This window comes from Lentzea sp. DG1S-22, assembly GCF_036321065.1.
In the GTDB taxonomy this organism is placed as follows: domain Bacteria; phylum Actinomycetota; class Actinomycetes; order Mycobacteriales; family Pseudonocardiaceae; genus Lentzea; species Lentzea jiangxiensis.
On sequence record NZ_CP143276.1, the window covers coordinates 6,872,316 to 6,898,429 of the forward strand.

Annotated in this window: 26 protein-coding genes; 16 read left to right on the forward strand and 10 right to left on the reverse strand. The window is 70.9% G+C overall.

Going from position 1 to position 26,114, the window contains the following annotated elements:
* Positions 1–96: 96 nt before the first annotated feature.
* Positions 97–1,164, forward strand: a complete 1,068-nt coding sequence (locus V1227_RS32620) for an NDP-sugar synthase (RefSeq protein WP_329789080.1) — start codon at positions 97–99, stop codon at positions 1,162–1,164.
* Positions 1,157–2,038, forward strand: a complete 882-nt coding sequence (locus V1227_RS32625; protein WP_329789081.1) for a DNA-3-methyladenine glycosylase family protein — start codon at positions 1,157–1,159, stop codon at positions 2,036–2,038. The genes V1227_RS32620 and V1227_RS32625 overlap by 8 nt, the downstream gene beginning before the upstream one ends.
* On the opposite strand, the gene V1227_RS32630 is transcribed toward V1227_RS32625, so the two are convergent.
* Genes V1227_RS32630 through V1227_RS32645 form a run of 4 tightly spaced genes read right to left on the reverse strand, consistent with a single transcriptional unit; the run spans position 2,035 to position 5,616 of the window.
* Entirely contained in the window at positions 2,035–2,562 is a 528-nt protein-coding gene (locus V1227_RS32630) for an NUDIX hydrolase (RefSeq protein WP_329789082.1), read from the reverse strand. The genes V1227_RS32625 and V1227_RS32630 overlap by 4 nt on opposite strands.
* A complete protein-coding gene (locus tag V1227_RS32635; RefSeq protein WP_329789083.1) occupies positions 2,559–3,881 on the reverse strand; it encodes a coenzyme F420-0:L-glutamate ligase in 1,323 nt (440 codons plus the stop codon). Before V1227_RS32635 ends, V1227_RS32630 begins: the two co-directional genes overlap by 4 nt.
* Positions 3,874–4,827: a 2-phospho-L-lactate transferase gene (cofD, locus tag V1227_RS32640; protein WP_329789084.1), complete on the reverse strand. Its 954-nt coding sequence runs from the start codon at positions 4,825–4,827 to the stop codon at positions 3,874–3,876. Before cofD ends, V1227_RS32635 begins: the two co-directional genes overlap by 8 nt.
* Positions 4,828–4,860: 33 nt before the next feature.
* Positions 4,861–5,616, reverse strand: coding sequence for a site-2 protease family protein (locus tag V1227_RS32645; RefSeq protein ID WP_329789085.1), 756 nt, complete (start codon positions 5,614–5,616; stop codon positions 4,861–4,863).
* A gap of 245 nt (positions 5,617–5,861) precedes the next feature.
* Between V1227_RS32645 and V1227_RS32650 the strand changes: the two genes are divergently transcribed.
* Entirely contained in the window at positions 5,862–6,167 is a 306-nt protein-coding gene (locus V1227_RS32650) for a WhiB family transcriptional regulator (protein WP_051784712.1), read from the forward strand.
* Between the two features lie 31 nt (positions 6,168–6,198).
* Complete coding sequence (locus V1227_RS32655) at positions 6,199–9,369, forward strand: glycosyltransferase family 2 protein (RefSeq protein ID WP_329789086.1); 3,171 nt, start codon at positions 6,199–6,201, stop codon at positions 9,367–9,369.
* A gap of 333 nt (positions 9,370–9,702) precedes the next feature.
* Here the strand turns inward: V1227_RS32655 and V1227_RS32660 are convergent, their stop codons facing one another.
* Positions 9,703–10,146, reverse strand: a complete 444-nt coding sequence (locus V1227_RS32660; RefSeq protein ID WP_090095939.1) for a metallopeptidase family protein — start codon at positions 10,144–10,146, stop codon at positions 9,703–9,705.
* Between the two features lie 93 nt (positions 10,147–10,239).
* On the opposite strand from V1227_RS32660, the gene V1227_RS32665 reads away from it, so the two are divergent.
* From V1227_RS32665 to V1227_RS32700, 8 genes are all read left to right on the forward strand, one after another.
* Positions 10,240–10,599, forward strand: a complete 360-nt coding sequence (locus V1227_RS32665; protein WP_329789087.1) for a DUF3499 domain-containing protein — start codon at positions 10,240–10,242, stop codon at positions 10,597–10,599.
* An 84-nt stretch (positions 10,600–10,683) separates the two neighbouring features.
* On the forward strand, positions 10,684–12,036 hold the full coding sequence (locus tag V1227_RS32670) for a phosphomannomutase/phosphoglucomutase (RefSeq protein ID WP_329789088.1): 1,353 nt from the start codon (positions 10,684–10,686) through the stop codon (positions 12,034–12,036).
* Between the two features lie 13 nt (positions 12,037–12,049).
* Positions 12,050–12,250 (forward strand): Trm112 family protein, encoded by a 201-nt coding sequence (locus V1227_RS32675; protein WP_090094937.1) that lies wholly within the window; start codon positions 12,050–12,052, stop codon positions 12,248–12,250.
* 4 nt (positions 12,251–12,254) lie between these two features.
* Positions 12,255–13,331 (forward strand): hypothetical protein, encoded by a 1,077-nt coding sequence (locus V1227_RS32680; RefSeq protein WP_329789089.1) that lies wholly within the window; start codon positions 12,255–12,257, stop codon positions 13,329–13,331.
* Between the two features lie 7 nt (positions 13,332–13,338).
* Complete coding sequence (gene manA / locus V1227_RS32685) at positions 13,339–14,553, forward strand: mannose-6-phosphate isomerase, class I (protein ID WP_329789090.1); 1,215 nt, start codon at positions 13,339–13,341, stop codon at positions 14,551–14,553.
* Positions 14,554–14,600: 47 nt separating this feature from the next.
* Positions 14,601–15,524: a cation diffusion facilitator family transporter gene (locus tag V1227_RS32690; RefSeq protein WP_329789091.1), complete on the forward strand. Its 924-nt coding sequence runs from the start codon at positions 14,601–14,603 to the stop codon at positions 15,522–15,524.
* Positions 15,525–15,717: 193 nt separating this feature from the next.
* Positions 15,718–17,253, forward strand: coding sequence for an amino acid permease (locus V1227_RS32695; protein ID WP_329789092.1), 1,536 nt, complete (start codon positions 15,718–15,720; stop codon positions 17,251–17,253).
* A 25-nt stretch (positions 17,254–17,278) separates the two neighbouring features.
* Positions 17,279–17,734, forward strand: a complete 456-nt coding sequence (locus V1227_RS32700; RefSeq protein WP_329789093.1) for a MarR family winged helix-turn-helix transcriptional regulator — start codon at positions 17,279–17,281, stop codon at positions 17,732–17,734.
* Here V1227_RS32700 and V1227_RS32705 read toward each other — a convergent pair.
* On the reverse strand, positions 17,731–18,339 hold the full coding sequence (locus tag V1227_RS32705) for a hypothetical protein (protein WP_329789094.1): 609 nt from the start codon (positions 18,337–18,339) through the stop codon (positions 17,731–17,733). The genes V1227_RS32700 and V1227_RS32705 overlap by 4 nt on opposite strands.
* 17 nt (positions 18,340–18,356) lie before the next feature.
* Between V1227_RS32705 and V1227_RS32710 the strand changes: the two genes are divergently transcribed.
* Positions 18,357–19,592 carry a glutamate mutase L gene (locus V1227_RS32710; protein WP_329789095.1) on the forward strand — a complete coding sequence of 412 codons (1,236 nt, stop codon included), beginning with the start codon at positions 18,357–18,359 and terminating at the stop codon, positions 19,590–19,592.
* Here the strand turns inward: V1227_RS32710 and V1227_RS32715 are convergent.
* Positions 19,589–19,807: a helix-turn-helix domain-containing protein gene (locus V1227_RS32715; protein ID WP_329789096.1), complete on the reverse strand. Its 219-nt coding sequence runs from the start codon at positions 19,805–19,807 to the stop codon at positions 19,589–19,591. The two genes, V1227_RS32710 and V1227_RS32715, sit on opposite strands and share 4 nt — an antisense overlap.
* Positions 19,807–20,286 (reverse strand): DUF2975 domain-containing protein, encoded by a 480-nt coding sequence (locus V1227_RS32720; RefSeq protein WP_236216932.1) that lies wholly within the window; start codon positions 20,284–20,286, stop codon positions 19,807–19,809. The genes V1227_RS32715 and V1227_RS32720 overlap by 1 nt, the downstream gene beginning before the upstream one ends.
* 77 nt (positions 20,287–20,363) lie before the next feature.
* Here V1227_RS32720 and V1227_RS32725 point away from each other — a divergent pair, with 77 nt between their 5' ends.
* A complete protein-coding gene (locus V1227_RS32725) occupies positions 20,364–20,942 on the forward strand; it encodes a TetR/AcrR family transcriptional regulator (protein WP_329789097.1) in 579 nt (192 codons plus the stop codon).
* Here V1227_RS32725 and V1227_RS32730 read toward each other — a convergent pair.
* Positions 20,935–21,459: a GNAT family N-acetyltransferase gene (locus V1227_RS32730; protein ID WP_329789098.1), complete on the reverse strand. Its 525-nt coding sequence runs from the start codon at positions 21,457–21,459 to the stop codon at positions 20,935–20,937. The two genes, V1227_RS32725 and V1227_RS32730, sit on opposite strands and share 8 nt — an antisense overlap.
* A 10-nt stretch (positions 21,460–21,469) precedes the next feature.
* A complete protein-coding gene (locus tag V1227_RS32735; protein WP_329789099.1) occupies positions 21,470–23,875 on the reverse strand; it encodes a hypothetical protein in 2,406 nt (801 codons plus the stop codon).
* 98 nt (positions 23,876–23,973) lie between these two features.
* On the opposite strand from V1227_RS32735, the gene ahcY reads away from it, so the two are divergent.
* Positions 23,974–25,437 carry an adenosylhomocysteinase gene (gene ahcY / locus V1227_RS32740; RefSeq protein WP_329789100.1) on the forward strand — a complete coding sequence of 488 codons (1,464 nt, stop codon included), beginning with the start codon at positions 23,974–23,976 and terminating at the stop codon, positions 25,435–25,437.
* Positions 25,438–25,502: 65 nt separating this feature from the next.
* Positions 25,503–26,111: a T6SS immunity protein Tdi1 domain-containing protein gene (locus V1227_RS32745; RefSeq protein ID WP_329789101.1), complete on the forward strand. Its 609-nt coding sequence runs from the start codon at positions 25,503–25,505 to the stop codon at positions 26,109–26,111.
* Positions 26,112–26,114 lie beyond the last annotated feature (3 nt).

A 26,114-nucleotide genomic window follows, 5' to 3' on the forward strand; every position in this document is an offset into this window, starting at 1 on the left:
ATTTTGCTCCTTGCCGGGACCAGATCCCGTATGACGATCTGCTTCGTGTCAGAGTATTCCGTCGAACGGCTCGCTGTAACGCGGAGGAGGAAAAAGGTGCACGGCGTCGAAGCTGTGGTGCTGGTCGGGGGCAAGGGCACCCGTCTTCGCCCGCTGACCCTGTCCGCTCCCAAGCCCATGTTGCCGACCGCGGGGGTGCCGTTTCTGACGCACCTCCTGTCGCGGATCAAGGAGGCCGGCATCACGCACGTGGTGCTGGGGACCTCGTACAAGGCCGAGGTGTTCGAGGAGTACTTCGGGGACGGGTCCCGGCTCGGGCTGGAGCTCGAGTACGTGGTCGAGGAAGTGCCGCTGGACACGGCGGGGGCGATTCGCAACGTCGCGGACAAGCTGCGTGAGCCCGATGTGATGGTTTTCAACGGCGACATCCTCTCGGGGGTCGATCTGACGGGGATCGTGGACACGCACCGCCGGCACGAGGCCGATGTGACGCTGCACCTGGTGAAGGTGCAGGACCCCAGGGCTTTCGGGTGCGTGCCGACGGACGACGAGGGGCGCGTTCAGGCGTTCCTGGAGAAGACGGAGAACCCGCCGACGGACCAGATCAACGCCGGGTGCTACGTGTTCCGGCGTGAGGTGATCGACGCGATTCCCGCCGGGCGGCCGGTGTCGGTGGAGCGCGAGACGTTCCCCGGGCTGCTCGAGTCGGGCAAGCGGTTGCAGGGCCACGTGGACGCCACGTACTGGCTGGACCTCGGCAAACCGGAGGCGTTCGTGCAGGGGTCCGCGGACCTCGTGCGCGGCGTTGCGCCGTCTGCCGCGGTTGCACAGCCCGGCGACTACCTGGTGCTGGAAGGCTCGGCGGTGCACGAGGGCGCCACGGTCAAGGGTGGCAGCACGGTCGGTTTGAACTGCACGGTCGCAGAGGGGGCTGTGCTCGACGGCGCGATCCTGTTCGACGGTGCGGTTGTCGGTGAGGGTGCCGTTGTGGAGCGTTCGATCGTGGGCGCTGGTGCGCTCGTGCAGGCCGGTGCGGTGCTGCGGGACGCCGTGGTCGGCGACAGCGCCGTGATCGGTGCCCGGTGTGAGCTGATCGGCGGGGCGCGCGTGTGGCCGGGTGTGGTGCTGCCCGAGGCCGGCGTGCGCTTCTCGACGGATGCCTAGCAGAGCCTGGACACCACCGTTCCCACTCGACCTGGGCGCGGTGCTCATGCCGCTGCGCCGCGGACCCGGCGACCCGTCCTTCAGCGCGGAGGGCGGCGTCTGGTTCGCGGCGAACACGCCGTGCGGTGCCGGAACGGTGCACATCAGGAGCGTCGGCGGCGAGGTGCTGGCGGAGGCCTGGGGTGAGGGCGGGCAGTGGCTGCTCGACGGGCTGCCCGCCCTGCTCGGCGCGGACGACCCGGTGGACGAGTTCGTCGCGCACCACCCGGTGGTCGCCGAGTCGAGGAGGCTGCGTCCGGGACTGCGGCTCGGGTCCACCGGACGCGTCTGGGACCTGCTGTTCGCCTCGATCCTGGAGCAGAAGGTCACCGGCGTGGAGGCGTTCCGGACGTGGCGCGAGCTCGGCCGGCGGTTCGGTGAGAGCGCTCCCGGGCCGAAGCCGCTGAAGGTTCCGCCGACGCCGCAACGGTTGCTGGCCCTGCACGACTGGGAGTGGCACCAGTGCGGCCTCGACGGCGCGCGCCGCCGGACGCTGGTCAGGGCCGCGCAGGTCGCGCACCGGCTGGAGAAGGCCGCCGAGATGCGCAGCCGCGAGCTGCTCGAGAAGGTGCCGGGAATCGGCGTGTGGACCTCCGCCGAGGTGGCGCAACGGTCCTGGGGCGACCCGGACGCGGTCAGCGTCGGCGACTACCACGTCGCCAAGAACGTCACGTGGGCGTTGACCGGCACGCCGGGCGACGACGACGCCATGATGGAGCTGCTGGCGCCGTACCAGCCGCAACGCCACCGCGCGGTCCGCTACCTGCTGGCGGCCGGGCTGACGCGGCCGCGGCGGGCACCGAGGTTCTCGCCGCGCGACTACCGCGGGTTCTAGCGCAGCCGCGCGAGAGCGCTCTCGATCAGCGGGTGCAGGTCGTCCACGTTGTCGGGCAACCCGTCCAGCGGCCACCACTGCAGGTCGACCGACTCCGCCGACCGCACCGGCTGCGCGCCGACGGGGGCGCGGACCAGGAACCGCACGTCGAAGTGGCGCGTCGGCTTGCCGAGCGAGCACGTGATCGGGTGCACGTCGAGGTGGATCGGCGTCGGCTCGATGCGCAGGCCGCGCATGCCGGACTCCTCGGTGGCCTCGCGCAGGGCCGCGGCGGACAGCGACACGTCCTCCGGCTCGCAGTGGCCGCCGAGCTGGAGCCACCGGCCCACCCGCGGGTGCAGCGTCAGCAGCGCGTGCTCGGCGGTGGCGTCCAGGACCAGCGCCGAGGCCGTGATGTGCCCAGGTTCGCAGGAGCGCAGGCAGGCGTCCTCGCGGGCCGCCAGGAAGCCCAGGTAGGCCTCGCGCAGGGCGTCCTGGCCGGAGAACCGGCTCAGCGTCGAGACGGCGTCGGCGTGCAGCGTCACAGCTCGACCAGCCCTTCCAGCGGCTCGCGCGGGACGAGCGGTTCGACCGGGTGGCCGACCGCTACCGCGCCCAGCGGTTCCCAGTCACCGGGGACACCCAGCACGGAACGCACCACGTCCGCGCAGAAGATCGTCGACGACACCCAGCACGAGCCGAGGCCCTCGGCGGCCAGCGCCACCAGCAGGCCCTGCACGGCGGCGCCGCCGGCGACCGTGAACATCGTCTTCTCGGCTTCGGCCCGGCGCTCGTCGGGGTAGCCGTGCGCCCCGTCGCGCACGAGGAACGGCACCACGACCTCGGGCGCCTCGACCAGCAGGTCGCCGCGCCGCACCCGGCGCGCGATCTGCTCGGGCGTGAACCCGTCGGCGCGCAGGTCGGTCTCCCACTGCTCGCGCATGGCCCGCAGCAGCTCGGCGCGCTTCTCCCGCACCAGGACGAACCGCAGGGGCTTCGTGTGGTGCGGCGCGGGCGCGGTCAGCGCCGCGCCGACAGCGCGCTTCAGGACGGCGAGGTCGACGGGCTCGTCGGAGTAGAACCGCACGGACTTGCGCAGCAGCACGGCCTCCGCGCGGCCCCGCGCCAGCGCCTCCTCCGTGCCGAGGCGGAACAGGTCCTCCTCGACGGGGCGGTTCAGGTCGCGCGCGGTGGAGCCGTCGTCGACCACGTCGAACCCGCGCAGCACCGCCACCGGAACCCCGCCGAGCTTGCCCTTCACGAGGTCGGCGGCCGCCGCGATCTCGTCGGCGACCGCGACCAGCGTCACCGCGAGCTGGTTGCCGTGCTCGTCCACCGAGCCCGCGTAGTCGTGCAGCACGCGGATACCGGACGAGCCGATCGCGGCGTCGGTCTGGCCCATCCGCCACGCGCGGCCCATCGTGTCGGTGACCACCACGGCGACCTCGACGCCCAGCGCGGCCTTCACCGCGGCGCGCAACGAGGCCGCGGAACCGTCCGGGTCGACCGGGAGCAGCGCGATCTCGTCGCCCGCGACGTTCGAGGCGTCGACGCCGGACGCGGCCTGCACGATGCCGAGCTTGTTCTCGGTGATCAGCGTCCGCACCTTGCGGGCGAGCACGCGCACCGACTCGGCGTCGACGTGCTCACGCCGGATCCTGTCGCGTTCCTCGGGATCGGCCGGCACGCGGACCAGCCGCCCCTCCACTTTGGACAGGACTTTGGAGGTGACGACCAGCACGTCGCCGTCGCGCAGCCAGGGCGCGGCGTTCACGATCGCGCCCGCCAGGTCGTCGCCGGGGCGGAACTCCGGTAACCCGGTGACCGGCAGCAGCTCCAGTGCCGCGGCGGCGTGGTCAGCCAACGTCGACCCCGGCCAGGTCCAGCGCGGCGCGGGCCATCTGCGCCGTGGCGTCCACATCGGACATCAGCAGCGGGACCGCCCGGACCGCGACACCGGGGACGTCGGCGCGGTCGCCGGTGTGCACCAGCCACGCGTCGAGGATGCCGTCCTCGGAGCACTTGCGGGAGCCGTAGTGCCGCCCGACCGCCTCGGCCGAGGTCTCGACACCGATCGCGTCCAGACAAGCGTCGGCCATGCCCCGCAACGGCTTCCCGCCGATGATCGGCGACAGGCCCACGACGCCGGCGTCGGTCTTGCGCAACGCGTCGCGCACCCCGGGCACGGTGAGGATCGTGCCGATGCTCACCACGGGGTTGGACGGGGCGAGGACCACGGCGTCGGCCTCGCCGATCGCGTCCAGCACGCCGGGACCGGCGGTGGCCGTCTCGGCGCCGACGAACGCGAACGACCTCGCGGGCACGGCGGCGCGGTGCTTGACCCACCACTCCTGGAAGTGGATCGCCTTCTGCTCGCCGTCCAGCTCGACGACGACGTGCGTCTCGACCCTGTCGTCCGACATCGGCAGCAGCCGCACGCCCGGCTGCCACCGGTCGCACAGGGCCTCGGTCACGGCGGACAGCGGGTAGCCGGCGCGCAGCATGCGGGTGCGGACGAGGTGCGTCGCGATGTCGCGGTCGCCGAGGCCGAACCACGTCGGCTCGGCGCCGTACGCCGCGAGCTCCTCCTTGACGGTCCACGACTCGCCCTCGCGGCCCCAGCCGCGGTCGACGTCGATGCCGCCACCGAGCGTGTACATGCAGGTGTCGAGGTCAGGGGTGATGCGCAGCCCGTGCATCCACACGTCGTCACCGGTGTTCACCACGGCGGTGACGTCCGCTCCGAGTGCTTTGAGTCCCTGCAGGAACCTGGCGCCGCCGACCCCGCCGACGAGTGCTACGACCTTCACGCCCGCCCATGCTTCCACAGCGCCGGATCGCCCTCACAGGTAGCGCCAGAACGAGAACGTGTCGGACCCGACGTAGGCCGCGAAGGTGTCGCCGCCGACGAGCTCGAACACCCAGGCCGACACCTGGAAGAAGAGCCGGCTGACCGCGCTGAAGCCGATCAGCACGGCGAACAGGACCAGCGGCGCCCACGGCCGGGCCTTGGCGCCGAACCGCTGCGCCTCGTAGGGCAGGAACGGCTCGATGGCGCCCCAGCCGTCGAGGCCGGGGATCGGCAGGATGTTGAGCACGAACGCGAACACCTGCAACAAAGCAAGGTACGAAATCGCGGCGGCGAGGGCGGCGGGCGGCGAGAAGATCGCCACGACGAGCGCGAGCAGGACGCCGATCACGAGGTTCGACAGCGGTCCCGCGAGTGAGACCAACGACTCGACCCGCTTGTTGCGCAGGGCGTGGTGGTTGATCCACACCGCGCCGCCCGGCAGCGGGATCCCGCCCATGACCAGCAGCACCAGCGGCAGGACGATGCTGAGCACGGGGTCGGTGTAACGGCGGATGTCGAGGGTCAGATAACCCTTGTCGCGCACGGAGAAATCGCCGCCCCGGTACGCGACGGCGGCGTGCCCGAACTCGTGCAGGCACAGCGTCACCGCCCACCCGGCGAGTACGAAGAGGATCGTGCCCGAGATGACTGCCACTTCCCCTTCGAGCAGGGTGAGAGCAGCTCCAGCGGCCGTCGCCGCGAGCAGGCCGAGGAACAGCGGACTGGGGCGCACTGCTGATCGCTTCACCCCTCCAGTGTGGCGTGTCGGCCGGCCTTCTGGGCCGTTCGAGGACGGGTTGCGGCACATGGATCACTGTCTGTGCTGCGCGTCAAGGTTTGAGCGGCCAATTGCGGGAATATCCCCCGACGTGTGGACTCCGCTTGACCGCCCGCTGTGACGCAGGTGTAATCACATCGGTGTCATTCGTCGTTGTGGGAGCGGCGTCTGGCGTCCGCCAACCGGGGAGAGCGGAAGGCGAGGAGGCGGACGAAATGCAGGAATTCGAAGAGCTCGAAGAAGATCACGTCACACAGCCGGTGGTGCAGGGCGAGCTGTCGTACCTGTTCGACCCTGCCGACGAGCAGGATTGGCAGGAGCGCGCGCTGTGCGCGCAGACCGATCCCGAGGCGTTCTTCCCCGAAAAGGGCGGATCGACTCGGGAGGCCAAGCGCATCTGCCTGGGCTGCGAGGTTCGTTCGGAGTGCCTCGAGTACGCACTCCAGCACGACGAACGCTTCGGCATCTGGGGCGGTCTCAGTGAACGGGAGCGCCGCAAGCTGAAGAAGCGAGCTGTCTAGAAGCGTGATCTTCTTGCCTTAACTTGGGGATGTGACAAGTCCTCACCCGAGGCTCCGGACAGCGCCGGTGCTGTGCGTCCTGGTCTGCCACGACGGCGACCAGTGGCTCAGCACGGCGCTGTCGGCCTTGCGGCGCCAGCGAATTCGTCCCCGGCACGTGATCGCGGTCGACACCGGATCGACGGACCGGACGGCAAAAGTCCTGGCGGAGGCGGAAGATCTGCTGGACGGGGTGCTGACCGCGCCGCGCGGCACGGGCTTCGGCACCGCCGTGCGCATCGCGGTCGAGCACGCCGTCGAACGCTGGGGTGATCCCGGCAGGTGGCTGTGGTTGGTGCACGACGACAGCGCGCCCGAACCCGACTGCCTGGCCGCGCTGCTGACCGCGGCCGAGGTGTCCCCGTCGGCTGCCGTCCTCGGTCCGCTGTGCCTCGATTGGGTGGATTCCCGGCTGGTCGTCGAGGCCGGTCTGTCGACGGATTCTTCAGGACATCGACAGACGGGCCTGTCCTCGGCGGAACATTCCGCATCGTTTCAGCAGAGCACCGAGGTTCTCGCCGTCTCGTCCGCGGGATCGCTGGTCAAACGTGAGGTTTGGCACGCCCTCGGCGGTTATGACGAAGCGATGCCGCTGCTGCGCGACGACGTCGACTTCGGGTGGCGCGCCAATCGCGCGGGTCATTTGGTCCTGTGCGTACCCGTCGCACGCATGCGACATGCGCGCGCCGCAACTAAAGGCGCACGCCGTTTGGACGCGGCGATGGCGCGGCCCGGTCCGTCATTTCGAGGCGTCGACCGGGCGCACGGCATGCGTACTTTCTTGGTCAATTGTTCCGGTCCGTCGTTCCTCGTCGGGGTTCCGCGCCTGCTGTTGCTGTCGTTGCTGCGCGCACTGGGCTTCCTGCTCCTCCGGCGTTTCGCCGACGCACACGCCGAGGTCGGCGCCGCCCGCTACCTCCTGACGAGGGGCCGTCTGCTCGAAGGCCGCCGCGCCCGCCGCGGCTCCGCGGTCGTCCGCGGCCTCTTCACCAGCAGACTCACGAGACTGCGCAACGCGATCCGCGCCGGAGCCGCGTTCCTGGTCCGCCGCCGCCTCGAAGCCGACGCCGCCCTGGGTCGTTTGCCCGCAACCGATTCGAGCGCGACGTGGCTGGAACCGTCCGAAGTGGACCCGCGCCCCGTCGGCCCGGCGGCGTTGCCCGCCGGCGCGTCCCGCGGCCGTCCGCGCGTCGCCGGTCTGCGGCGCCCCCCGGTGGTCGTCCAGGTCGAGGCTGCCGTTCCCGGCGCGCTGCGACCTTCGCCACGCCCGCGCCCGTCGCCGGGTCCGCGCGCCACGTCCGGGATGGTCTTCGTCGAGGTCGACCAGTCGCGGATGCTGTGCAAGCTGCTGCTCGCGCCTCCCGTGCTGCTCCTGCTCGGGCTCGCGGTGGTCGCCGTCGCGGCCAACTCCTCGCGCCTCGGTCTCGACCTCGCCGGTGGCCGCCTGCTGCCCGTCGGCTCGGTGGGCGAGGTCTGGTCGACGTACCTGGCGTCGTGGCACCCGGTCCACGGCGGCACCGCGGCCCCGGCCCCCGCGGCCCTGGCCGTCCTGGGCCTGATCCCCGGCGGCCCCTCGTTCGCCGTCGCACTGCTGCTGCTCGGCGACATCCCCCTCGCCGCGTTGTCCGCCTACATCGCGTCACGCGGCATGCGCGTACGGCGTTCCGTGCGCGCGGTGATCGCCGCCTTCTACGGCCTGCTGCCCGTCGCGACCACTGCCGTGTCCGAGGGGCGTCTGGACGTAGTCGTCGTCCACGTTGTGACGCCCGTTGTCTTCGCGGGCGTGTACGCGGTCTTGCGCGCGTCGTCCACCCACGCCTGGTTGCCCATGGCGTCCGGCACCGCCATCGGTGTCGCCGTGCTGGGCGCCTTCTCGCCGCTGACGCACGCGGTGGTGATCGTCGGCGCTCTCGCGGGCTTCATCGCCGTGACGGGTGGCGCACGCCGCATCGCGGCTTTGTTCGTGATCGTGCTTCTGCCGATGGCGTTGCTTCTGCCGTGGCCGGCCGTGCTGCTCCAGCACCCGGAGATGGTGCTGAACGGCCTCGGCGCGGCCTTCGACTCGCCGCCGCCGAACCTGATCGTGTGCTCGGTGTTCGTCGCGGCCGGGTTCGCGGCCGCCGTGCTGCGGCCGAACCTCTCGATGCTGCCCGGCCTGCTGGTGATCGTGCTGGGCATCGGGGCTCTCGCCGCCGTGGTCGCCGTGGGGGCGTGGCCGGGGACACCGTTGGTGATCCTCGCCTGGGGGCTCGTGCACGTGGTGCTCGCCGGGTGCCAGCGCGGCGTGACGCCCGGTGTGGCCGGTCGGGCTCCGGTGCGCCGGGCCGTGTACGTCGTGGGCGTCGTCACGCTGGTCAGCCTCGGGATCGCCGGAGTCCTGGACCTCCGGACCGGGCCGTTGAAGGCGGACGGCGGGCTGGCCCTCAACGCGTCGCTGACCGCCGAGCTGGAGCGGAGCGGGCGGTCGGTGCTGGTCCTCGGTTCGCCCGCACGTCAGGTCGCGGGGCGGATGCCCGCGTTCGGGGACGACGACCTGGTGCCGACCGTGTCGTCACCTGCCCGGTTGCGGCGGTGGAACTCGTCGTTGCTGGACGGGTCTCCACCTGCGGTGAAGGTCGCTTTGGCCCAGGCCGCGTCTTCCGGCGTGGCGTTCGTGGTGCTGCCCTCCCAGGAAGCCGCCGCGCGGGTCGCCTCCGCTGCCGGGGAGCTGGTGTCGGTGGCGCCTCCTGCTTCGGACGGGCGCCCGGTTCTGCGGGTCCGCCTGGCCGCGGACACCGGGGTGCTGCTGGCGCCTGACCTGGCCCGGCGGGCCCGGACCGGCGGGGAGCCTCCCGCCGAGCCTGCCGCGAGTGGGGTGGCGCCGGTCAACGTGTCGCTGCCCGAGGTGGCTGTGCGGGTCTCGCCCGGTGGGGAGGGGCGGGTGCTCGTGCTGGCCGCCGAGGACGAGCCCGGGTGGCGGGTCTTCGTGGACGGGGCCGAGGTGCCTGTCGTGCGGGCTTGGGGACATCTGGTGGGGGTGCCGTTGCCCGCCGGTGGGGCTGAGGTCACTGCGTCGATGTCCACCGTTTTGAGGGATCTTTTGTTGTTGGGGCAGGGGGCGGCCGGGTTGTTCGCCTTGTTGACCGCTGTTCCTTCTCGGCGGCGGGGGGTTTCTGGGGTGTAGGGCGGCTGGTGCTCCTGTTGTGCGGGTGCCTGTTACTGCTCGGGCCGGCGCCGGTCGCGGGTTGATGGCACGCCTGGTGCGTTGGGCGGCTGCCGGTTGCTTGGTTTGGTTGCGTTGGTGGGGTGGCTTGGAAGGACGGCTCGCCTTCGGCGTCGCGGTGGTCTGCGTGCGGCTGGGCGGCTGGCCTGACGGCTCGCCTTCGGCGTCGCGGGAGTGTCGGACCTGCTCGGTACGTTGGGTCGCGGGGGATCCCGAAACCGAGGGGACCCCTGCGCGAGCGTGCCGTCGTGGTCGAGCGGGTGGCTGGGCACCCGGCCGGGTGTGAGAGGCGTCTCAGCCCTCGTCGATCACGTCCGGGTCGAGGCCCAGGTAGTTCGCCACCTGTTCCACGAGGACTTCGTGCACCAGGTCCGCCAGGTCCGCGCCGTCCTTCGCGCGCGCCTCCAGCGGGCGGCGGTAGAGAACGATCCGGGCACGGTTGTCGGAGACCGCGGGGAGCAGGCGGGCCAGGGGGACGCTGCCGTCCTCCACCACGCCGTCCTCGCCCTCGACCTGCACTTCCGGCACGTCGTCGACTGCCACGTCCAGCTGCGTCAGCTCGGTCCGCCAGCGGGCCTCGATGGGTTCGAGGGCTTCGATGACCAGGGCGTCGAAGCGTTCCGCCCTCGAGCGGGCCGCGGGGAGGGTGGCCGGGTAGAGCGGGCCGCGCAGGCCTCTGCCGTGCCGGTCGCGGTTGCGCCGACGAGGCGAATCCTGTCGCCGTGAACCCCTTGCCATCACCACAACCCAGCAGCCTAGTTGCTCCCCCTGACGACTAAACACAGCGTGCCTCACACACAGCCTCGCGTGGACGCGCTATCGTCCCCGATCGTGCGGAGCGTGAGACGGTGCTCGCGAACCGGGTGTGCTAACCCGGCTGTCGCCACGCTCACCTACGCCTATGCGGACTCCACCGCAGTCGTCGGACCGCTCGCCACGTACTCCGAACCGCACAGCTACGACCTGTGCGAGGAGCACGCCTTGCGGCTCACGGCGCCGCGTGGCTGGGAGGTCGTGAGGCACCAGGGTGAGTTCGCGGCGCCCGAGCCGAGTGTGGACGACCTGACGGCCCTGGCCGAGGCGGTGCGGGAAGCTGGGCGGGCTGATGTCAGCCCGAAGCTCCCCGACGTGCCCGCGGGGTCTCAGCGGCGTGGGCACCTGCGGGTGCTGCCCGATCCGCACGAGGACTGAGCGACCACACGCACCACTAATCTTCTCGCCGGTAGGCTGCCCAACCAGTGGCCGTCAAGAGCGAGTTTCCTGGGAGTGTGCTGCGTGCGTGACCTGTCCGGCATCGTCAAGGCGTACGACATCCGCGGGGTGGTCGGCGAACAGCTGGACGCCGGCGTGGTTCGCGACTTCGGCGCGGCGTTCGCGCGCCTGGTCGGTGGACCCGCGATCGTGATCGGTCACGACATGCGCGACTCGTCGCCCGAGCTGTCGCGTGCCTTCGCAGAGGGGGCGCAGGCGCAGGGCGTCGACGTCATCAGCATCGGTCTGGCCAGCACCGACATGCTCTACTTCGCGTCCGGCAAGCTCGACCTGCCGGGTGCCATGTTCACCGCGAGCCACAACCCGGCGCAGTACAACGGCATCAAGCTGTGCCGCGCGGGCGCTTCGCCGGTCGGCCAGGACTCCGGTCTCGCGCAGATCCGCGAGGACGCCGAGAACCAGGTGCCGGACGCCGAGGGCGTCGAGCCGGGCGAGTTCGAGGAGCGGAACATGCTCGCGGACTACGCCGAGTACCTGAACCAGCTGGTCGACCTCAAGGGCATCCGCCCGCTCAAGATCGTGGTCGACGCGGGCAACGGCATGGGCGGCTACACCGTGCCCAAGGTCTTCGAGGGCCTGCCCATCGAGGTCGTCCCGATGTACTTCGAGCTCGACGGCAGCTTCCCGAACCACGAGGCGAACCCGCTCGACCCGAAGAACATCGTCGACCTCCAGGCCCGCACCAAGGCCGAGGGCGCGGACGCCGGTGTGGCGTTCGACGGTGACGCGGACCGCTGCTTCGTCGTCGACGAGAACGGCGACCCGGTGAGCCCGTCGGCCATCACGGCGCTGGTCGCGGTGCGCGAGCTCGCCAAGGACCCCGGCGGCACGATCATCCACAACCTGATCACGTCGCACGCGGTGCCGGAGATCGTGCAGGAGCACGGCGGCAAGCCCGTGCGCACGCGCGTCGGCCACTCGTTCATCAAGGAGGAGATGGCCAAGACCGGCGCCATCTTCGGTGGCGAGCACTCGGCGCACTACTACTTCCGCGACTTCTGGCGTGCCGACACCGGCATGCTGGCCGCGCTGCACGTGCTGGCCGCGCTGGGGGAGCAGGACGGCCCGCTGTCCGCGCTGACCTCGGTCTACAACCGCTACGCGGCCTCCGGTGAGATCAACTCCACGGTGCAGGACCAGGCCGGGCGCATCGCCGCCATCAAGGACGCGTACGGCTCCAAGGACGGCGCCACGGTCGACGAGCTGGACGGTCTCACCGTGCAGCTCGCGGACGGGTCGTGGTTCAACCTGCGCGCCTCGAACACCGAGCCGCTGCTGCGCCTGAACGTCGAAGCCGCCACCCCCGAGGCCGTCGCCGCGCTCAGCGACGAGGTCCTCGCGATCGTGCGGGCCTGAGGAGAGAACAGAAGTGGCCGTCAAGCTCGAAGAGCAGTTGCTGGAGATCCTCGCCTGCCCGTGCCCGGAGCACGCGCCGCTGCAGGTCGGCACGCCCGCCGACCCGGAGGCCGACTTCCTCACGTGCACCGCGTGCGGTCGTTCGTTCCCCGTGCGCGACGGCATCCCGGTGCTGCTGCTGGACGAGGCGGTCGAGCCGCCGTCGGCAGGGTGAACCAGTGCTCGACGACACGCTGCTCGACGACGCGAGACGCCTCGCCGACGCCGACACGGGTGGCTGGCTGCGCGCCGCCGCACGGGCGGGGGCGCAGGTCCGCGCCACCGCCGAGGCCGCGGCCGAGGCGGGCGTGGAGCGGATCTTCGACGAACGGCCGCGCGCGGTCGTGCTGGTCACCCGGCCCGGTCACGCGGTCGCGGTCTCGGGCGTCGTCATGGCGTTGCTCGGTTCCGGCTGCCCGGTGCCGGTCGTGGTGTCCGACGAGGTGCCGCCGTGGGTCGGTGCCCTCGACGTCGTGCTCGCCCACACCGAGGACCCCGGTGACCGGGTGCTCGCCGAGTCGATCGACCGGGCCGTCCGCCGGGGCGCCAGGACGCTGCTGACGGCGCCGGACTCCGGTCCGATCGCCGCGGCCGCCGCCGGCCGGGCAGTGCTGCTGCCGTCGCGCATCGACGTGCCGCCCGGTTTCAGCTTCCACCGCGCGCTCGCCGCGTGGCTCATCGTGCTGAACGCGCTCGGCCTGCTCAAGGTCGACGTCGACGTCATCGCCGACGAGCTCGACCGCGAGGCCGAGCGCGACCACCCGATGCACGAGTCGTTCGTGAACCCGGCGAAGTCGCTGGCGCTGCGCGTCGCCGACCGCACGCCGCTGCTGTGGGGCCTCGACGAGGTCGCCACGTCGGTGGGCGTGCACGGCGCGGGCGCGCTGGCGGCGTTCGCCGGGGTTGCGTGCGACGTCGCCGGGTACCCGCAGGCGCTGACCCGCCCGGTGCTGCACCGCCGCGCGGTGCAGGGAACCTCTGGTGCGGACCTCTTCGCGGACCCGGACGACGAGCCGGGCAGCGGACTCGTGCGCGTGCTGTTGCTGGCCGTGCGCCAGGGCCCGGCGGCCGAGGCCCTGCGGCGCGCCGCCGAGGACGCCCTGCCGGGAGCGGACGTGCTGGAGCCGGCCGTCGAGGTGGCGGGAGGCGACGCGGTCAGCGCCGCGCTCCTCGCGCTCCGCTTCGAACTGGCCGCGCTGTACCTCGGGCTCGCCGCCGGAACGCTCGGCGGCAACCCGTACTGGTTGGGGAGCTGACTCAGAAGTGGACCTGCTGCACAACGCGGTCAGGCCGTACGCGTGGGGTTCGCGCACGGCCATCGCAGAGCTGCTCGGGAAGGAGGTGCCCGCGCCCCATCCCGAGGCAGAGCTGTGGATGGGCGCCCACCCCGGCGACCCGTCCCGCGTGCTCGGCCCGGACGGCGTCCAGCGCTCGCTGCTGGACCTGCTGACCGAGGACCCCGACGGCCAGCTCGGGCCTCGCCTCGCGCAGCGCTGGGGCAGCAGGCTCCCGTTCCTGCTCAAGGTGCTCGCCGCCGAGGAGGCGCTGAGCCTGCAGGCGCACCCGTCCCCGGCGCAGGCCGCCGAGGGCTTCGCGCTCGAGGAGGCGCGCGGCGTGCCGCTCGACTCCCCGGTGCGCAACTACAAGGACCCGGCGGCCAAGCCGGAGCTGGTCTGCGCGCTGACCGAGTTCCACGCCCTCGCGGGCTTCCGCGAGCCGTCCCGGACCGTCGCGCTGCTGCGCTCGCTCGACGCCCCCGCGCTCGCGCCGTACACCGAGATGCTGGTCGCGCAGCCGGACTCGTCGGGCCTGCGGGCGTTGTTCACGATGCTGATCACGCTGCCGCAGACGTCGCTGTCGGTGCTGCTCCCGCAGGTCCTCGACGCGTGCGTGCTGCACGTCAAGGAGCACGGCGAGTTCGACCTGGAGTGCCGCACGATCCTGGAGCTGGGCGAGTCCTACCCCGGCGACGCGGGCGTGCTCGCGGCGTTGCTGCTCAACCGGATCGTCCTGCAGCCGGGCGAGGCGATCCACCTGCCCGCGGGCAACCTGCACGCGTACCTGCGCGGCACGGGCATCGAGATCCTCGCGAACTCGGACAACGTCCTGCGCTGCGGCCTCACGCCGAAGCACGTCGACGTGCCCGAGCTGCTGCGCGTGCTCGACTTCACATGCGGCGACATGGAGGTGCTGACGGGCGAGGAAGTCCAGCCGGGCGTCCGGGTCTACCGCACGCCCGCACCGGAGTTCGAACTGTCCCGGTTGGACGCGACCGCCGAGACGCGCGTCGACCACGAAGGCCCGCAGATCATGATTTGCACGAGGGGTGCCGTGGTACTCACGAACGCGCGCGGTGAGGAACTGCGGCTGGCGCGAGGTGAGTCCGTGTGGCTGCCCGCGTCGGACCCGGCGGTGCTCGTCCGACCGGATGGTGTCGGATCCGCTGAACTTTTCCGCGCGACCGCGGGAACGGACTAAGGTTCACCACCGGACAAACGGGACTGGCTTTCAGCAAGGAGACAGGCGTGTCAGCAGGGGGCGGGACCAAGGCCATCGTCGCGGCGTTGGTGGCGAATGCCGGTATCGCGACGGCCAAGTTCGTCGGATTCTTGATCACCGGTTCGTCGTCGATGCTCGCCGAGTCGGTGCACTCGGTCGCCGACACGTCGAACCAGGGCCTGCTGCTGCTGGGCCAGAAGACGGCCCAGCGCAGGGCGACCAAGCTCCACCCGTTCGGCTACGGCCGCGACCGCTACTTCTGGTCGTTCGTGGTGGCGTTGCTGCTCTTCAGCCTCGGCTCGGTCTTCGCGCTGTACGAGGGCATCCACAAGCTGCAGCACCCCGAGGGCCTCACCAGCCCGCTGGTCGCGGTCGGCATCCTCGTCGTCGCGATCGGTCTGGAGTGCTACAGCTTCTACACCGCGATCGTCGAGTCGAAGAAGATCAAGGGCGACGCCTCGTGGTGGGGCTTCATCCGCAACTCCCGCACGCCGGAGCTGCCGGTCGTGCTGCTGGAGGATCTCGGCGCGCTCGTCGGCCTGGTGCTCGCGCTCTTCGGCGTCGGACTCACGATGATCACCGGCAACCCGGTGTTCGACGCGCTCGGCACCGTCTGCATCGGTGTGCTGCTCGGCGTCATCGCGATCATCCTGATCATCGAGATGAAGTCGCTGCTGATCGGTGAGGGCGCGGCGGACAAAGACCTCGACGTGATCTGCGACGAGCTCGCCGCCGGCAAGGTGCAGCGCGTCATCCACATCAAGACCCAGTACATCGGGCCGGAGGAGCTGCTGGTCGCGGCGAAGATCGCGCTGGAGCCGCAGCTGTCGCTCGACGAGGTGGCGCAGGCGATCAACGACGCCGAGCAGCGGGTGCGCAACAAGGTGCCGCACGCCCGGCTGATCTACCTGGAGCCGGACCTCGACCGCTCGACGGTCGCCAGCTCCTGATCCGCACTTCCGCGAAGCCGCCCCGGGTGATCACCCGGGGCGGCTTCGTCCGTGCGGGGCTCCGGTTCGTGGCGTGCGGGGTCTTCCGCCAGGACAAGATGCAGGACAACCTGCTGACAACGGCCATGGCCGTCCCACCTGGTGGATACCTCTAGGGTGGGCCGTTCGGGGATCCATCGAGGAGGTATGCACCGTGCCGGGGAACGGGTTGTGGCGCACGAAGTCGATCGAGCAGTCGATCGCGGACACGGACGAGCCGGGCACCAAGCTCCGCAAGGACCTGACGGCGTGGGACCTCACGGTCTTCGGCGTCGCGGTCGTGATCGGCGCCGGCATCTTCACGCTGACGGCGAGCACGGCGGGCAACATCGCGGGGCCGTCGGTCTCGCTGTCGTTCGTGCTGGCGGCGATAGCGTGTGCGCTGGCCGCGCTGTGCTACGCCGAGTTCGCCTCGACGGTGCCCGTCGCGGGTAGCGCGTACACGTTCTCCTACGCCACGTTCGGCGAGTTCGCCGCGTGGATCATCGGGTGGGACCTGGTGCTGGAGTTCGCGGTCGGGTCGGCCGCGGTCGCGAAGGGCTGGTCGGCCTACCTGCAGACGACGTTGGGGCTCATGGGGCTCGACGTGAAGACCGAGGTCGGCGACGGCATCAAGTTCGACTGGGGCGCCGTGCTCCTGGTCGCGGTGCTCACGGCGTTGCTCGTCGTGGGCACGAAGCTGAGCTCCCGCGTCAGCGCGGTCATCACGGCCATCAAGGTCGCGGTGGTGCTGCTCGTGATCGTGCTCGGCATCAGCTACATCAAGGCGGAGAACTACTCGCCGTTCATCCCGCCGGCCGCGGAGAGCGGTCCCGCCGCGCACACCGGCATCGAGCAGTCGCTGTTCTCGCTGATCACCGGCTACTCGGGCAGCACCTACGGCGTGCTCGGCATGCTGGCGGCGGCGTCGATCGTGTTCTTCGCGTTCATCGGCTTCGACGTCGTGGCCACCACGGCGGAGGAGACCAAGAACCCGCAGAAGGCAGTGCCGAGGGGCATCCTCGGTTCGCTCGCGATCGTCACGGTGCTGTACGTGGCCGTCACGCTGGTGATCACCGGCATGGTCCCGTACACGAAGCTCGCGACGCAGCCGGACGGCACGCGCGCGACGCTCGCGAGCGCGTTCGCGGACAACGGGGTCGACTGGGCGGCGACGGTGATCTCGGTCGGCGCGCTCGCCGGTCTCACCACGGTCGTCATGGTGCTGATGCTCGGCCAGAGCCGCGTGCTGTTCGCGATGTCCCGGGACGGCCTGCTGCCGCGCGGTCTCGCGAAGACCGGCAGCCACGGCACCCCGACGCGCATCACGATCATCATCGGTGTGCTGGTCGCGGTCGCCGCGGGCTTCTTCCCGGCGGGCAAGCTCGAGGAGATGGTGAACGTCGGCACGCTGTTCGCGTTCATCCTCGTGTCCGCGGGTGTGCTGGTGCTGCGCAAGACCCGGCCCGACCTGTCGCGCGGCTTCCGCGTGCCGCTCGTGCCGCTGGTGCCGGTCCTCGCGATCCTCGCCTGCCTGTGGCTGATGCTGAACCTGACCGCGCTCACGTGGGTCCGGTTCCTCATGTGGATGGCCCTCGGCGTCGTCGTCTACTTCGTCTACAGCCGGCGCAACTCGGTGCTGGGCAAGACGGGCGAGCGCAGGGTCGAGCCCGAACCGGTCGTGCGGCGCGGCGAAGAGCCGGGCCACTAGCTCGTCACCAACTACCCTGCGCACCATGGAAAACCCGCCGTGGCTCTCCGAGGAGGAGGCGAACGCCTGGCACCACTTCGTCCAGGCGTACCACCTCCTCGAAAGACAGATCGAACAGCAGCTGCAGCGCGACGCGGGCCTCTCGCACGCGCAGTACAACGTGCTGATCGTGCTGTCCGAGCAGCCGGGGAACCGCATGCGGATGACCGAGCTGGCGCGCAGGGTCGTGGTGTCGAAGAGCTCGTTGACCTACCAGATCGGCAAGTTGGAGAAGTCGGGACTCGTGCGGCGCGAACCGCACGAGTCCGACGAGCGCGGCATCCTCGCCGTGCTGACCGAGGCGGGCAAGGAGCTGCTGCGGACCACCGCGCCCGGCCACGTCACCACGGTCCGCGAGTACCTGATCGACCTCTTCACGCCGGAGCAGCTCGCGCAGCTCGGGGCGTTCATGCAGGTCGTGCACGAGAAGGCGGACGACTAGGGGAGTGCCAGCAGCCCCCGTTCGCCGAGCCACTCCGCCACGTCGTCGGGGCCGTGCCGGGTCACGTCGAACTCGAACACCGGCAGGACCGACTTCGCCGCGAGCGCCCGGAGCTGCTGCTGTTCGGCGATGAACGGCTCCAGCGACACGTACTGCTTCGGGTTCGCGCTGATCTTCAGCCTTTCCTCGCGCGCCTCCTCGAAGGTGTCCTCGGGGCGTGTGCACAGCACGATCGCGAAGTTCAGCGGCTTCAGCCGTTCCTCCAGCCAGCCGAAGTCGAACGTCCGCCCCTGCCGCGCCTGGTAGGCCAGCGTGGACAGGTGGAAGCGGTCGACGATCCACGAGTAGTAGCGCTGCAGCTCGAACATCCGCACCCACGTCTCGTAGGTCTCGATCGCCTGCGCTGTCTCGTCCGGGGCGAAGTCGATCAACCCGCGGCCCCACGGTTCGTTGGTGAACCCGCTCCACTCCGCCGAGATCAGCGGTGAGTGGTAGCGGTACCTGCGGTGACCGACGAGTCGCGGGTGCTCGTTGAGCGCGTAGGCCAGGTCCGTCTTGCCGGTCAGGCGCGTGCCTTCGAGGATCACCTTGGGCGTGAGCTTCATGGTGGTTAGCTTGCCCTGTGATCCTGTGTCTCGACGTCGGTTCCACCTGGACCAAGGCCGCTCTGGTGACCCCGGAGGGCGAACTGGTCAGGACCGGGCAGCACCCGACCACGCCTCCCGAGGTCCTGCGCGGCATCGACGCCCTGCGCGCGGAGGTCGGTGACGGCGAGGTCCTCGCCTGCTCGTCGGCCGGTGGTGGGCTGCGGCTCGCGGTCGTCGGTCAGGAACGGGTGGTGAGCGCCGAGGCGGGCTACCGGGTCGCCCTCAGCGCGGGCGCCAAGGTCGTGCACGTCAGCGCGGGTCCGGTCGACGTTCGAGCGCTCCGTGCGTCGACGCCGGATCTGGTCCTGCTGGTCGGCGGCACGGACGGCGGCGACGAGTCGGTGCTGCTGCACAACGCCGCGAAGCTCGCCCGTGTCGCGGTGCCGATCGTGCTGGCGGGCAACGTCGAGGCGCAGCCGGAAGCGTTGGCACTGCTGGGGAAGCGGACCGTGGTCGCCTGCCCGAACGTGCTGCCGGACGTCGGCCGGCTCGCGCCGGAGCCGGCTCGCAGGGCGATCCGCGAGGCGTTCCTCCAGCACGTGATCGGCGGCAAGGGGCTGTCGCGCGGGCCGCGGTTCCGGCAGCTGGTGCGGGCCGTGACGCCGGACGCCGTGCTGGCCGGGGTCTCCCGGCTCGCGGCGCAGGACCGCGAGGGCGCGGTGCTGGTGGTGGACGTCGGCGGCGCGACGACGGACGTCTACTCGGCGGTGTCGGCTGTGGACGGTGAAGGTCTGGAGAGGACGGTCGCGCTGCCGCCGGACCGCCGCACGGTGGAGGGCGACCTGGGCATGCGCTGGTCGGCGCCGGGGGTGGTGCAGGAGGCTCTCGCCGAACGGCTGACGACCGAGGACCTCACCGCCGAGGCGCGGTTCCGCGCCGAGAACGTCGACTGGCTCGCGGACGACCCCGCCGTGGACGTGCGACTGGCCTCGTTCGCGGCGATCCTGGCCGTGCGCCGGCACATCAGGCAGGTCGACGGTCAGCTCGGACCGCGCGGCGCGGGACTGCTGGTGCTGTCCGGCGGGGTCTTCCGGCACACGCCGGACCTCTCGCCGGTCGTCGAGGCGCTGCGGGCGGACCCGGTGCTGCGGCCGGTGCTGCGCACCGCGGAGATCACCGTCGACCGCGACTACGTGCTGGCGCCGGTCGGGCTGCTGGCCGAGTCGGGGCGGCTCGAGGCCGCCGACCGACTGGCGAAGCGGCTGGCTTAGGACGACTCTTCGTCGTCCACGAACTCCAGGAGATCACCGGGCTGGCACTCCAGCACGCGGCACATGGCTTCCAGGGTGCTGAACCGGACGGCCTTCGCGCGGCCGTTCTTCAGCACCGCGACGTTGGCCGGCGTCAGCCCCACCTTCTCCGCGAACTCGCCGACGCTCATCTTGCGCTTGGCCAGCTCGACGTCGATGCGCACGACGATGGCCATCAGATCACCGCTTCCATGTCGGAACGCAGGTCGGTCGCCCGCCGCAGCAGCGCCCGCATCACGACCATCACCAGGCCCACCACGGTGACCCCCGTCGTCAACAGGAACAACAGCATCGGCAGTCCGGGGTCGTCCGCGTTGAAGCCGACCCACAGGAACACGCCGACGAGCACGACCCACCCGGCCGCGATCGCCCACACCATCACGTCGACCCACTTCAGCGCGCCTTCGGTGAAGATCAGATCTTTGCGCACGAGCGTGAGCAGCTTCCACGTGGCCACGACCACGACCTGCGCGCACACGACCCAGAACACCGTGATGATCGTCGCGGGCCACCTCAGGTGGGCGTCGTCCGGGTTCTCCTGCGCCATGTGCGCGAACTGCCCCGGCAGCGACATCGTCTCGAACACGACCAGGATCCCGAACAGGACCACCAGGAAGACCCGCAGGGCGGTCACCGCCCAACGCTCAGCAATCATGCATCGAGTATCGGTAATCATCTATCGAAAGTCAATCGGTAGTGATCGTGTCGCAACAGGTCTCTACAGTGATCACCGTGGGACTGCGTGAGCGCAAGAAGACCGAGACCCGGGCGGCCCTGGCCGCCGCCGCACTGCGCCTCGCCCTGGACAAGGGCGCCGACAACGTCCGGGTCGACGAGATCGCCGAGGCCGCGAACGTCTCACCGCGCACCTACAACAACTACTTCCCGAGCCGCGAGCACGCGATCGTCGCCGGCATCACGGCCTCGCGCGCTCTCCAGGTGGCCGAGGAGCTGCGCGCACGGCCCGCGGGCGAACCGCTCGTCGAGTCGATCGTCGCCGCGTTCGCCGCGCAGTACCGCGAACCGCCGTCCGAGGCGCTGGCGCTGGTCACCTCGACGCCCGCGCTGCGCGAGGCCTACCTCGACTCGGTGTCCTCGGTGGAACCGCCTATCGCCTCGGTCATCGCCGAACGCCTGGGCAAGGACGAGCTGGGCGCCTCGGTGCTCGCCGCCGCGGTGTCCACGGCGGCCCGGATCGCCGTGCAGCGGTGGGTGGACGTGCGCCCGTCGGGACTCGTGGTGGTGCCGGCCGCCTCGGTCGAGGACCTGCTCCGCGAGGCGATCGGCCACCTGGAGCCCGCTCTCAGGTGAGCTCGTCTTTCAAGACGCACATCAGCAGTGCGTCGTGCCACTCGCCGTCGCGGAAGAACGACTGCCGGAACCGGCCGTCGACCTGGAAGCCGACCTTCTTGTACGACTTGATCGCCCGCTCGTTCGCCTCGACGACGCCGAGCTCGATCGAGTGCAGCCGCAGGGTGTCGAAGCCGTAGCGGCACACCGTGCGCAGGGCGTCCGTGCCGTAGCCGCCGCCCCAGTGGTCCTTCTCGCCGATGTAGATGTCGACCTCGGCCCGTGCGTTGATCGGGTCCGCGTCCCGCAGCACGACGACACCGATGAGCTTGCGCTCCTCCAGCGTCTCGATGCAGAAGGTGACCTTCTCGTAGGAGTTCTCCTGGCGGTCCGCGAACCGCTTGCGCGTCGAGGCGAGCGACGAGTGGAAGTAGCTCTGCAGCCAGCGCATCACTTCTTCGTCGTTGTGCCAGCGGTTGAACGCATCGGCGTCCTCCGGCTCGACGGGCCGCAGTCGGACGAGATCCCCGGTCAGCATGGTCCGCAGACTAGGAGCCGCCCAGCGGATCGCGCGACCGCGTTTCCGGCTTGCGCGCGAACGGCAGCGCAGGCGACTCCGGCGCGTCCACCCGCAGCAGCCCCGCCGCGACCGCCACCGCCCGGTCCCACTCGGGATCGGAGGTGTAGTCCGCGTGCCCCGACACCCCCGACCGCCACCGCCGTCCCGGGAACGGGCCGCGCTGCGGGTCCGGCAGCCAGTGGTCCCCACCCAGCACCAGCGCCCCCGTCGGCCCGCGCAACGCCGGTGCCAGCGCGCCCTCCGAGCCGTCCTCGCGGTAGCCGACGCCGAGCAGCATCCCGTCGAACACCTGCCGCCGCCACGTCATCACCGCGCCGCCCAGCGGGTCCGTGCCGCGGCACAGCGCCCGCCACCGGCCGTCCAGGCCACCGGCCAGGCGGGCCAGGGACGCGTGCGGCACGACGGCCGGGAACGCCCTCGGGTAGGCCCACTGCAGCTGCGACCCGGCCGTCACGAGCCCGATCCGTTCGCGGTCGTGCGCCGGCAGTTCCTCCAGCAACCGGGCCGCGGCCACGGCGACCAGCAGCGACCCCTGCGAATGCCCGCAGAGGACCACGCGGGTGCCGGGGTCGCGCAGGTGGTCCTGCACGCGCGTGACGAGCTCCGGCACCACCTTGAGCGCGTAGCAGGGCGGCACGATCGGGTGCGCCTCGCGCGGCCAGAACTGCGCGATGTCCGCGATGATCCCGAGCCGCCGCCCGGACTCCGGCTGCCGCGCCGCGAGGTACACCGCCCGTAGCAGCGACACGGCCAGCATGCCCAGCACGAACACGCCGAAGGCCGAGAACGGGTCAGTCCACGACGCCAGCGGCACGTTTCGCAGCCGCTGCAGTGAAGCCAGCACGGCGCCAAGAACCAGCACGGACGCCACGACCATGATCATGTGGTGGCCGTGGTTGCGTTCCCAGCGCGCCCACCACCACGCCCGCGTCGCCGCGCGGAGGTCGCGCATCCGGCCGGAGTGCAGCAACGACGCCTCACGCGCCCACACCTTGCCCTTGCGGAACGCCCGCCACCGCACGGCGCTGGTGAACGACGCCACCGCGAGGACGCTCAGCAGCGCGAGCACACCGGCCACACCCCACAGCAGGGTGATGTACCGGTAGCCCTCCGGCAGCTGGAGCCCGGACCCCAGCGCCTTGCGCACCGGCAGCGCGACCCCGGCACCGAACCCGCCGCCGAGCAGTCCGGCGACCGCCAGCACCGGCGCGGCGAACCAGCCGCCCGCCCACGGCCGCAGCTCGCGGGGGAGCTTCCGCCACGTGCCGCGGGCCAGCAGCGCGGCGGGCACCAGCAGCAGGCCGAACAGCACCAGCACGAACGCCATCAGCAGCGCCACGACCTGCACCGCCACATCGGCGCCGGGCACCCTCGGCGGCAGCTGTTCCAGCAGGCCGAGCGTCGTCAGCACGAGCAGCGCCGAGATCACCACGAGCACGCGGCGCGGTTTGCGGCTCAACGCCGCCCGCAGCCACCGTCCGCCGCGATGAGGCGCACCGCCCGTGGGGTCGTCCAGCAGCAGCACGCCGAGCACGGACAGACCGATCAGCACCAGCGACGCGACCCACGCCGCCGTGACCGCGACACCTATGCCGCCCGAGGCCGTGAGCTGCCTCAACGGCCCACCCAGGGCGATCAGCGACGCCACCGCGAGAGCCGTCACGACGTGCAGGGACCGCAGCGCCGGCGTGTCCGGGTCCGTGGCGACGTGCGCGCCGGGCAACCCGGACGACGGCTGCTTCTCCTGCTGCTCGGCGTCGGCGATCTCCCTGCGCTCGATCCGCCACTCGACGTGCGAGACGCGCCGCATCACCGCCACCACCACGACGATCGGCAGCAGCCCGAGGAAGGCCCGGAACCACGGGAAGGAGCGCACCTCACCGGGAACGCTGGTCAGGCACGCGGTTCCGGGGCGCAGGCACTGCGCCGCGAGCAGGTCGAGGCTGACCACGGAGATCTGCGCGACCAGCAACGCGGTCAGCAGCAGCGCGAACACCCGCAGCAGCGACCGCAGGCCGATCCCGAGCAGGTGGGAGGGCAGGCTGCGCTCCGGAACGGGCGGGAGCATCCAGTGCGCGACGTTCGCGATGCTGAAGGGGAAGAGCAGCGCCCACGTGGCCTTGGCCACACCTCCGGACGTCATTCCACCCCACAGGTACCCCTCGACCACGCGGGGAGTGGAGCGGCCCTCGGTCTGCAACACCGGACCCGGCGCGGGCCTGCGGAGCCTGTCCGCGGGACGCACGATGCGCCCGAGTCCGTCTCCCGCAACGTCCACGGCCGCGACGGCGTCGACCAACGTCTGCGGCGTCGTCCCCTGAACGCCGTGGACGCGCAGTTCGACGACACGTGTGTCCGGGCCCGCAATCAACACCCGAGACCTCCCTCACCCAACGTGGGGGACATAGTGGTGCATCAACGGGCGGTATGGTCGGACGACACCCTCTCTGAAGTGCCTTGGAGGACTTCGCAATGACCGCGGACCGGTTGCAGACCCGCAACGGCATCGACTTCGCAGTGGCCGACCTGTCGCTCCACGAGTTCGGTCGCAAGGAGATCCGTCTGGCCGAGCACGAGATGCCCGGCTTGATGGCGTTCCGCCGCGAGTACTCCGGGGTGTACCCCCTCAAGGGCGCGCGCATCTCCGGCTCGCTGCACATGACCATCCAGACGGCCGTTCTCATCGAGACCCTGGTCGACCTGGGCGCCGAGGTGCGCTGGGCGTCCTGCAACATCTTCTCGACCCAGGACCACGCGGCCGCCGCCGTCGTCGTCGGCCCCCACGGAACCGAGGAGGAGCCCAAGGGCATCTCCTGCTTCGCGTGGAAGGGCGAGACCCTCCCCGAGTACTGGTGGACGGCCGAGCAGATGCTCACCTGGCCGGACGGCAAGGGTCCGAACATGATCCTGGACGACGGTGGCGACGCCACCCTGCTCGTCCACAAGGGCGTCCAGTACGAGGCGGCCGGTGTCGTCCCGGCGGCCGACGAGAACGACTCGGAGGAGTGGACCATCGTCCTCGACACGCTCCGCGCGTCGCTCGAGAAGGACGGCAAGAAGTGGACGAACATCGCCGAGGGCATCCGCGGCGTCACCGAGGAGACCACGACGGGCGTCATGCGCCTGTACCAGCTGGCCGCCGCCGGTGAGCTGCTCTTCCCGGCCATCAACGTCAACGACGCCGTGACCAAGTCGAAGTTCGACAACCGCTACGGCATCCGCCACTCGCTGGTCGACGGCCTGAACCGCGGCACCGACGTCCTGATCGGCGGCAAGGTCGCGGTCGTCTGCGGCTACGGCGACGTCGGCAAGGGCTCCGCCGAGTCCCTGCGCGCCCAGGGCGCCCGCGTCATCGTCACCGAGATCGACCCGATCTGCGCCCTGCAGGCCGCCATGGACGGCTACCAGGTCGCGCGCCTCGAGTCCGTCCTGCCGATCGCCGACATCATCATCACGACGACCGGCAACAAGGACGTCGTCACCGTCGAGCACATGGCCCAGATGAAGCACCAGGCGATCCTGGGCAACGTCGGCCACTTCGACAACGAGCTCGACATGGCCGGCCTCCAGCGCTACCCCGGCATCCGCAAGAACAACATCAAGCCGCAGGTCGACGAGTGGGTCTTCCCGTCGGGCCGCACGATCATCGTGCTGTCCGAGGGCCGCCTGATGAACCTGGGCAACGCCACGGGCCACCCGTCGTTCGTGATGTCGAACTCCTTCTCCAACCAGGTGATCGCCCAGATCGAGCTGTTCACCAAGTACAAGGAGTACGACAACGAGGTCTACCGCCTCCCGAAGGTGCTCGACGAGAAGGTCGCGCGCATCCACCTCGAGGCGCTCGGCGGCGAGCTGACCAAGCTCACCAAGGAGCAGGCCGAGTACATCGACGTCGACGTCGAGGGCCCGTTCAAGCCGGAGCACTACCGCTACTGAGTTCACGCTGACGAGCCCCCGCCCGCCCGGGCGGGGGCTCGTCGCCGTTCACGGGGGAGTTCACGATGTTCGACCGTTTCACCTCGGCCTACCCGCTCGACGCGGGGCAGCCGTCACCACCCGCGGACGTCGAGCCGCTGCGCCAGGTGCCGGGCCTCGCGGAACTGGTCACGCTGGCCGCCGGACTCTCGTTCGGTGACGGCATCCTCCGCGTGTTCACCGAGGAAGAGGCCCGTCGCGCCCAGGTCCTGGCGAACCGGATGTGGCCGGAATGGGCACCGCGCCTCCGCCCGGTCGCCCAGGACTGGATGGCCCGCCAGTACGTTCTCGACCTGCACCGCGGGGCGGCGCTGCTCCTGCTCGACCCCGGTGCCGCCGGCGTCTACGAGCTCGACGGCACCATCCACGAGCTGCTCGACACCGCCGCGATCGAGGACCCGGACACCTTCCTCTCGCAGCACCTCTTCACCGCCTGGCGCGACCTGCACCCCGAGCCCGTCCCGGCCGGTGCGTGCGTCGGCTTCAAGACACCGCTGTTCCTGGGCGGACCGGAGGCCGTGGAGAATCTCGAGGTGGTGGACGAGGAGGTCTACTGGTCGATCCACGGCCAGTTGTGGGCGAAGGTCAAGGATCTCCCCGAAGGCACTCCGATCAGCGGCGTCGAGATCAACTAGGGA

Coding starts and splice junctions, on each gene's coding strand:
- V1227_RS32625 (WP_329789081.1), top strand. CDS start 1,157: ATGCCTAGCAGAGCCTGGACACCACCGTTCCCACTCGACCTGGGCGCG.
- V1227_RS32650 (WP_051784712.1), top strand. CDS start 5,862: ATGCAGGAATTCGAAGAGCTCGAAGAAGATCACGTCACACAGCCGGTG.
- V1227_RS32660 (WP_090095939.1), bottom strand. CDS start 10,146: ATGGCAAGGGGTTCACGGCGACAGGATTCGCCTCGTCGGCGCAACCGC.
- V1227_RS32700 (WP_329789093.1), top strand. CDS start 17,279: ATGGAAAACCCGCCGTGGCTCTCCGAGGAGGAGGCGAACGCCTGGCAC.
- V1227_RS32705 (WP_329789094.1), bottom strand. CDS start 18,339: ATGAAGCTCACGCCCAAGGTGATCCTCGAAGGCACGCGCCTGACCGGC.
- V1227_RS32715 (WP_329789096.1), bottom strand. CDS start 19,807: ATGGCCATCGTCGTGCGCATCGACGTCGAGCTGGCCAAGCGCAAGATG.
- V1227_RS32720 (WP_236216932.1), bottom strand. CDS start 20,286: ATGATTGCTGAGCGTTGGGCGGTGACCGCCCTGCGGGTCTTCCTGGTG.
- V1227_RS32730 (WP_329789098.1), bottom strand. CDS start 21,459: ATGCTGACCGGGGATCTCGTCCGACTGCGGCCCGTCGAGCCGGAGGAC.
- ahcY (WP_329789100.1), top strand. CDS start 23,974: ATGACCGCGGACCGGTTGCAGACCCGCAACGGCATCGACTTCGCAGTG.
- V1227_RS32745 (WP_329789101.1), top strand. CDS start 25,503: ATGTTCGACCGTTTCACCTCGGCCTACCCGCTCGACGCGGGGCAGCCG.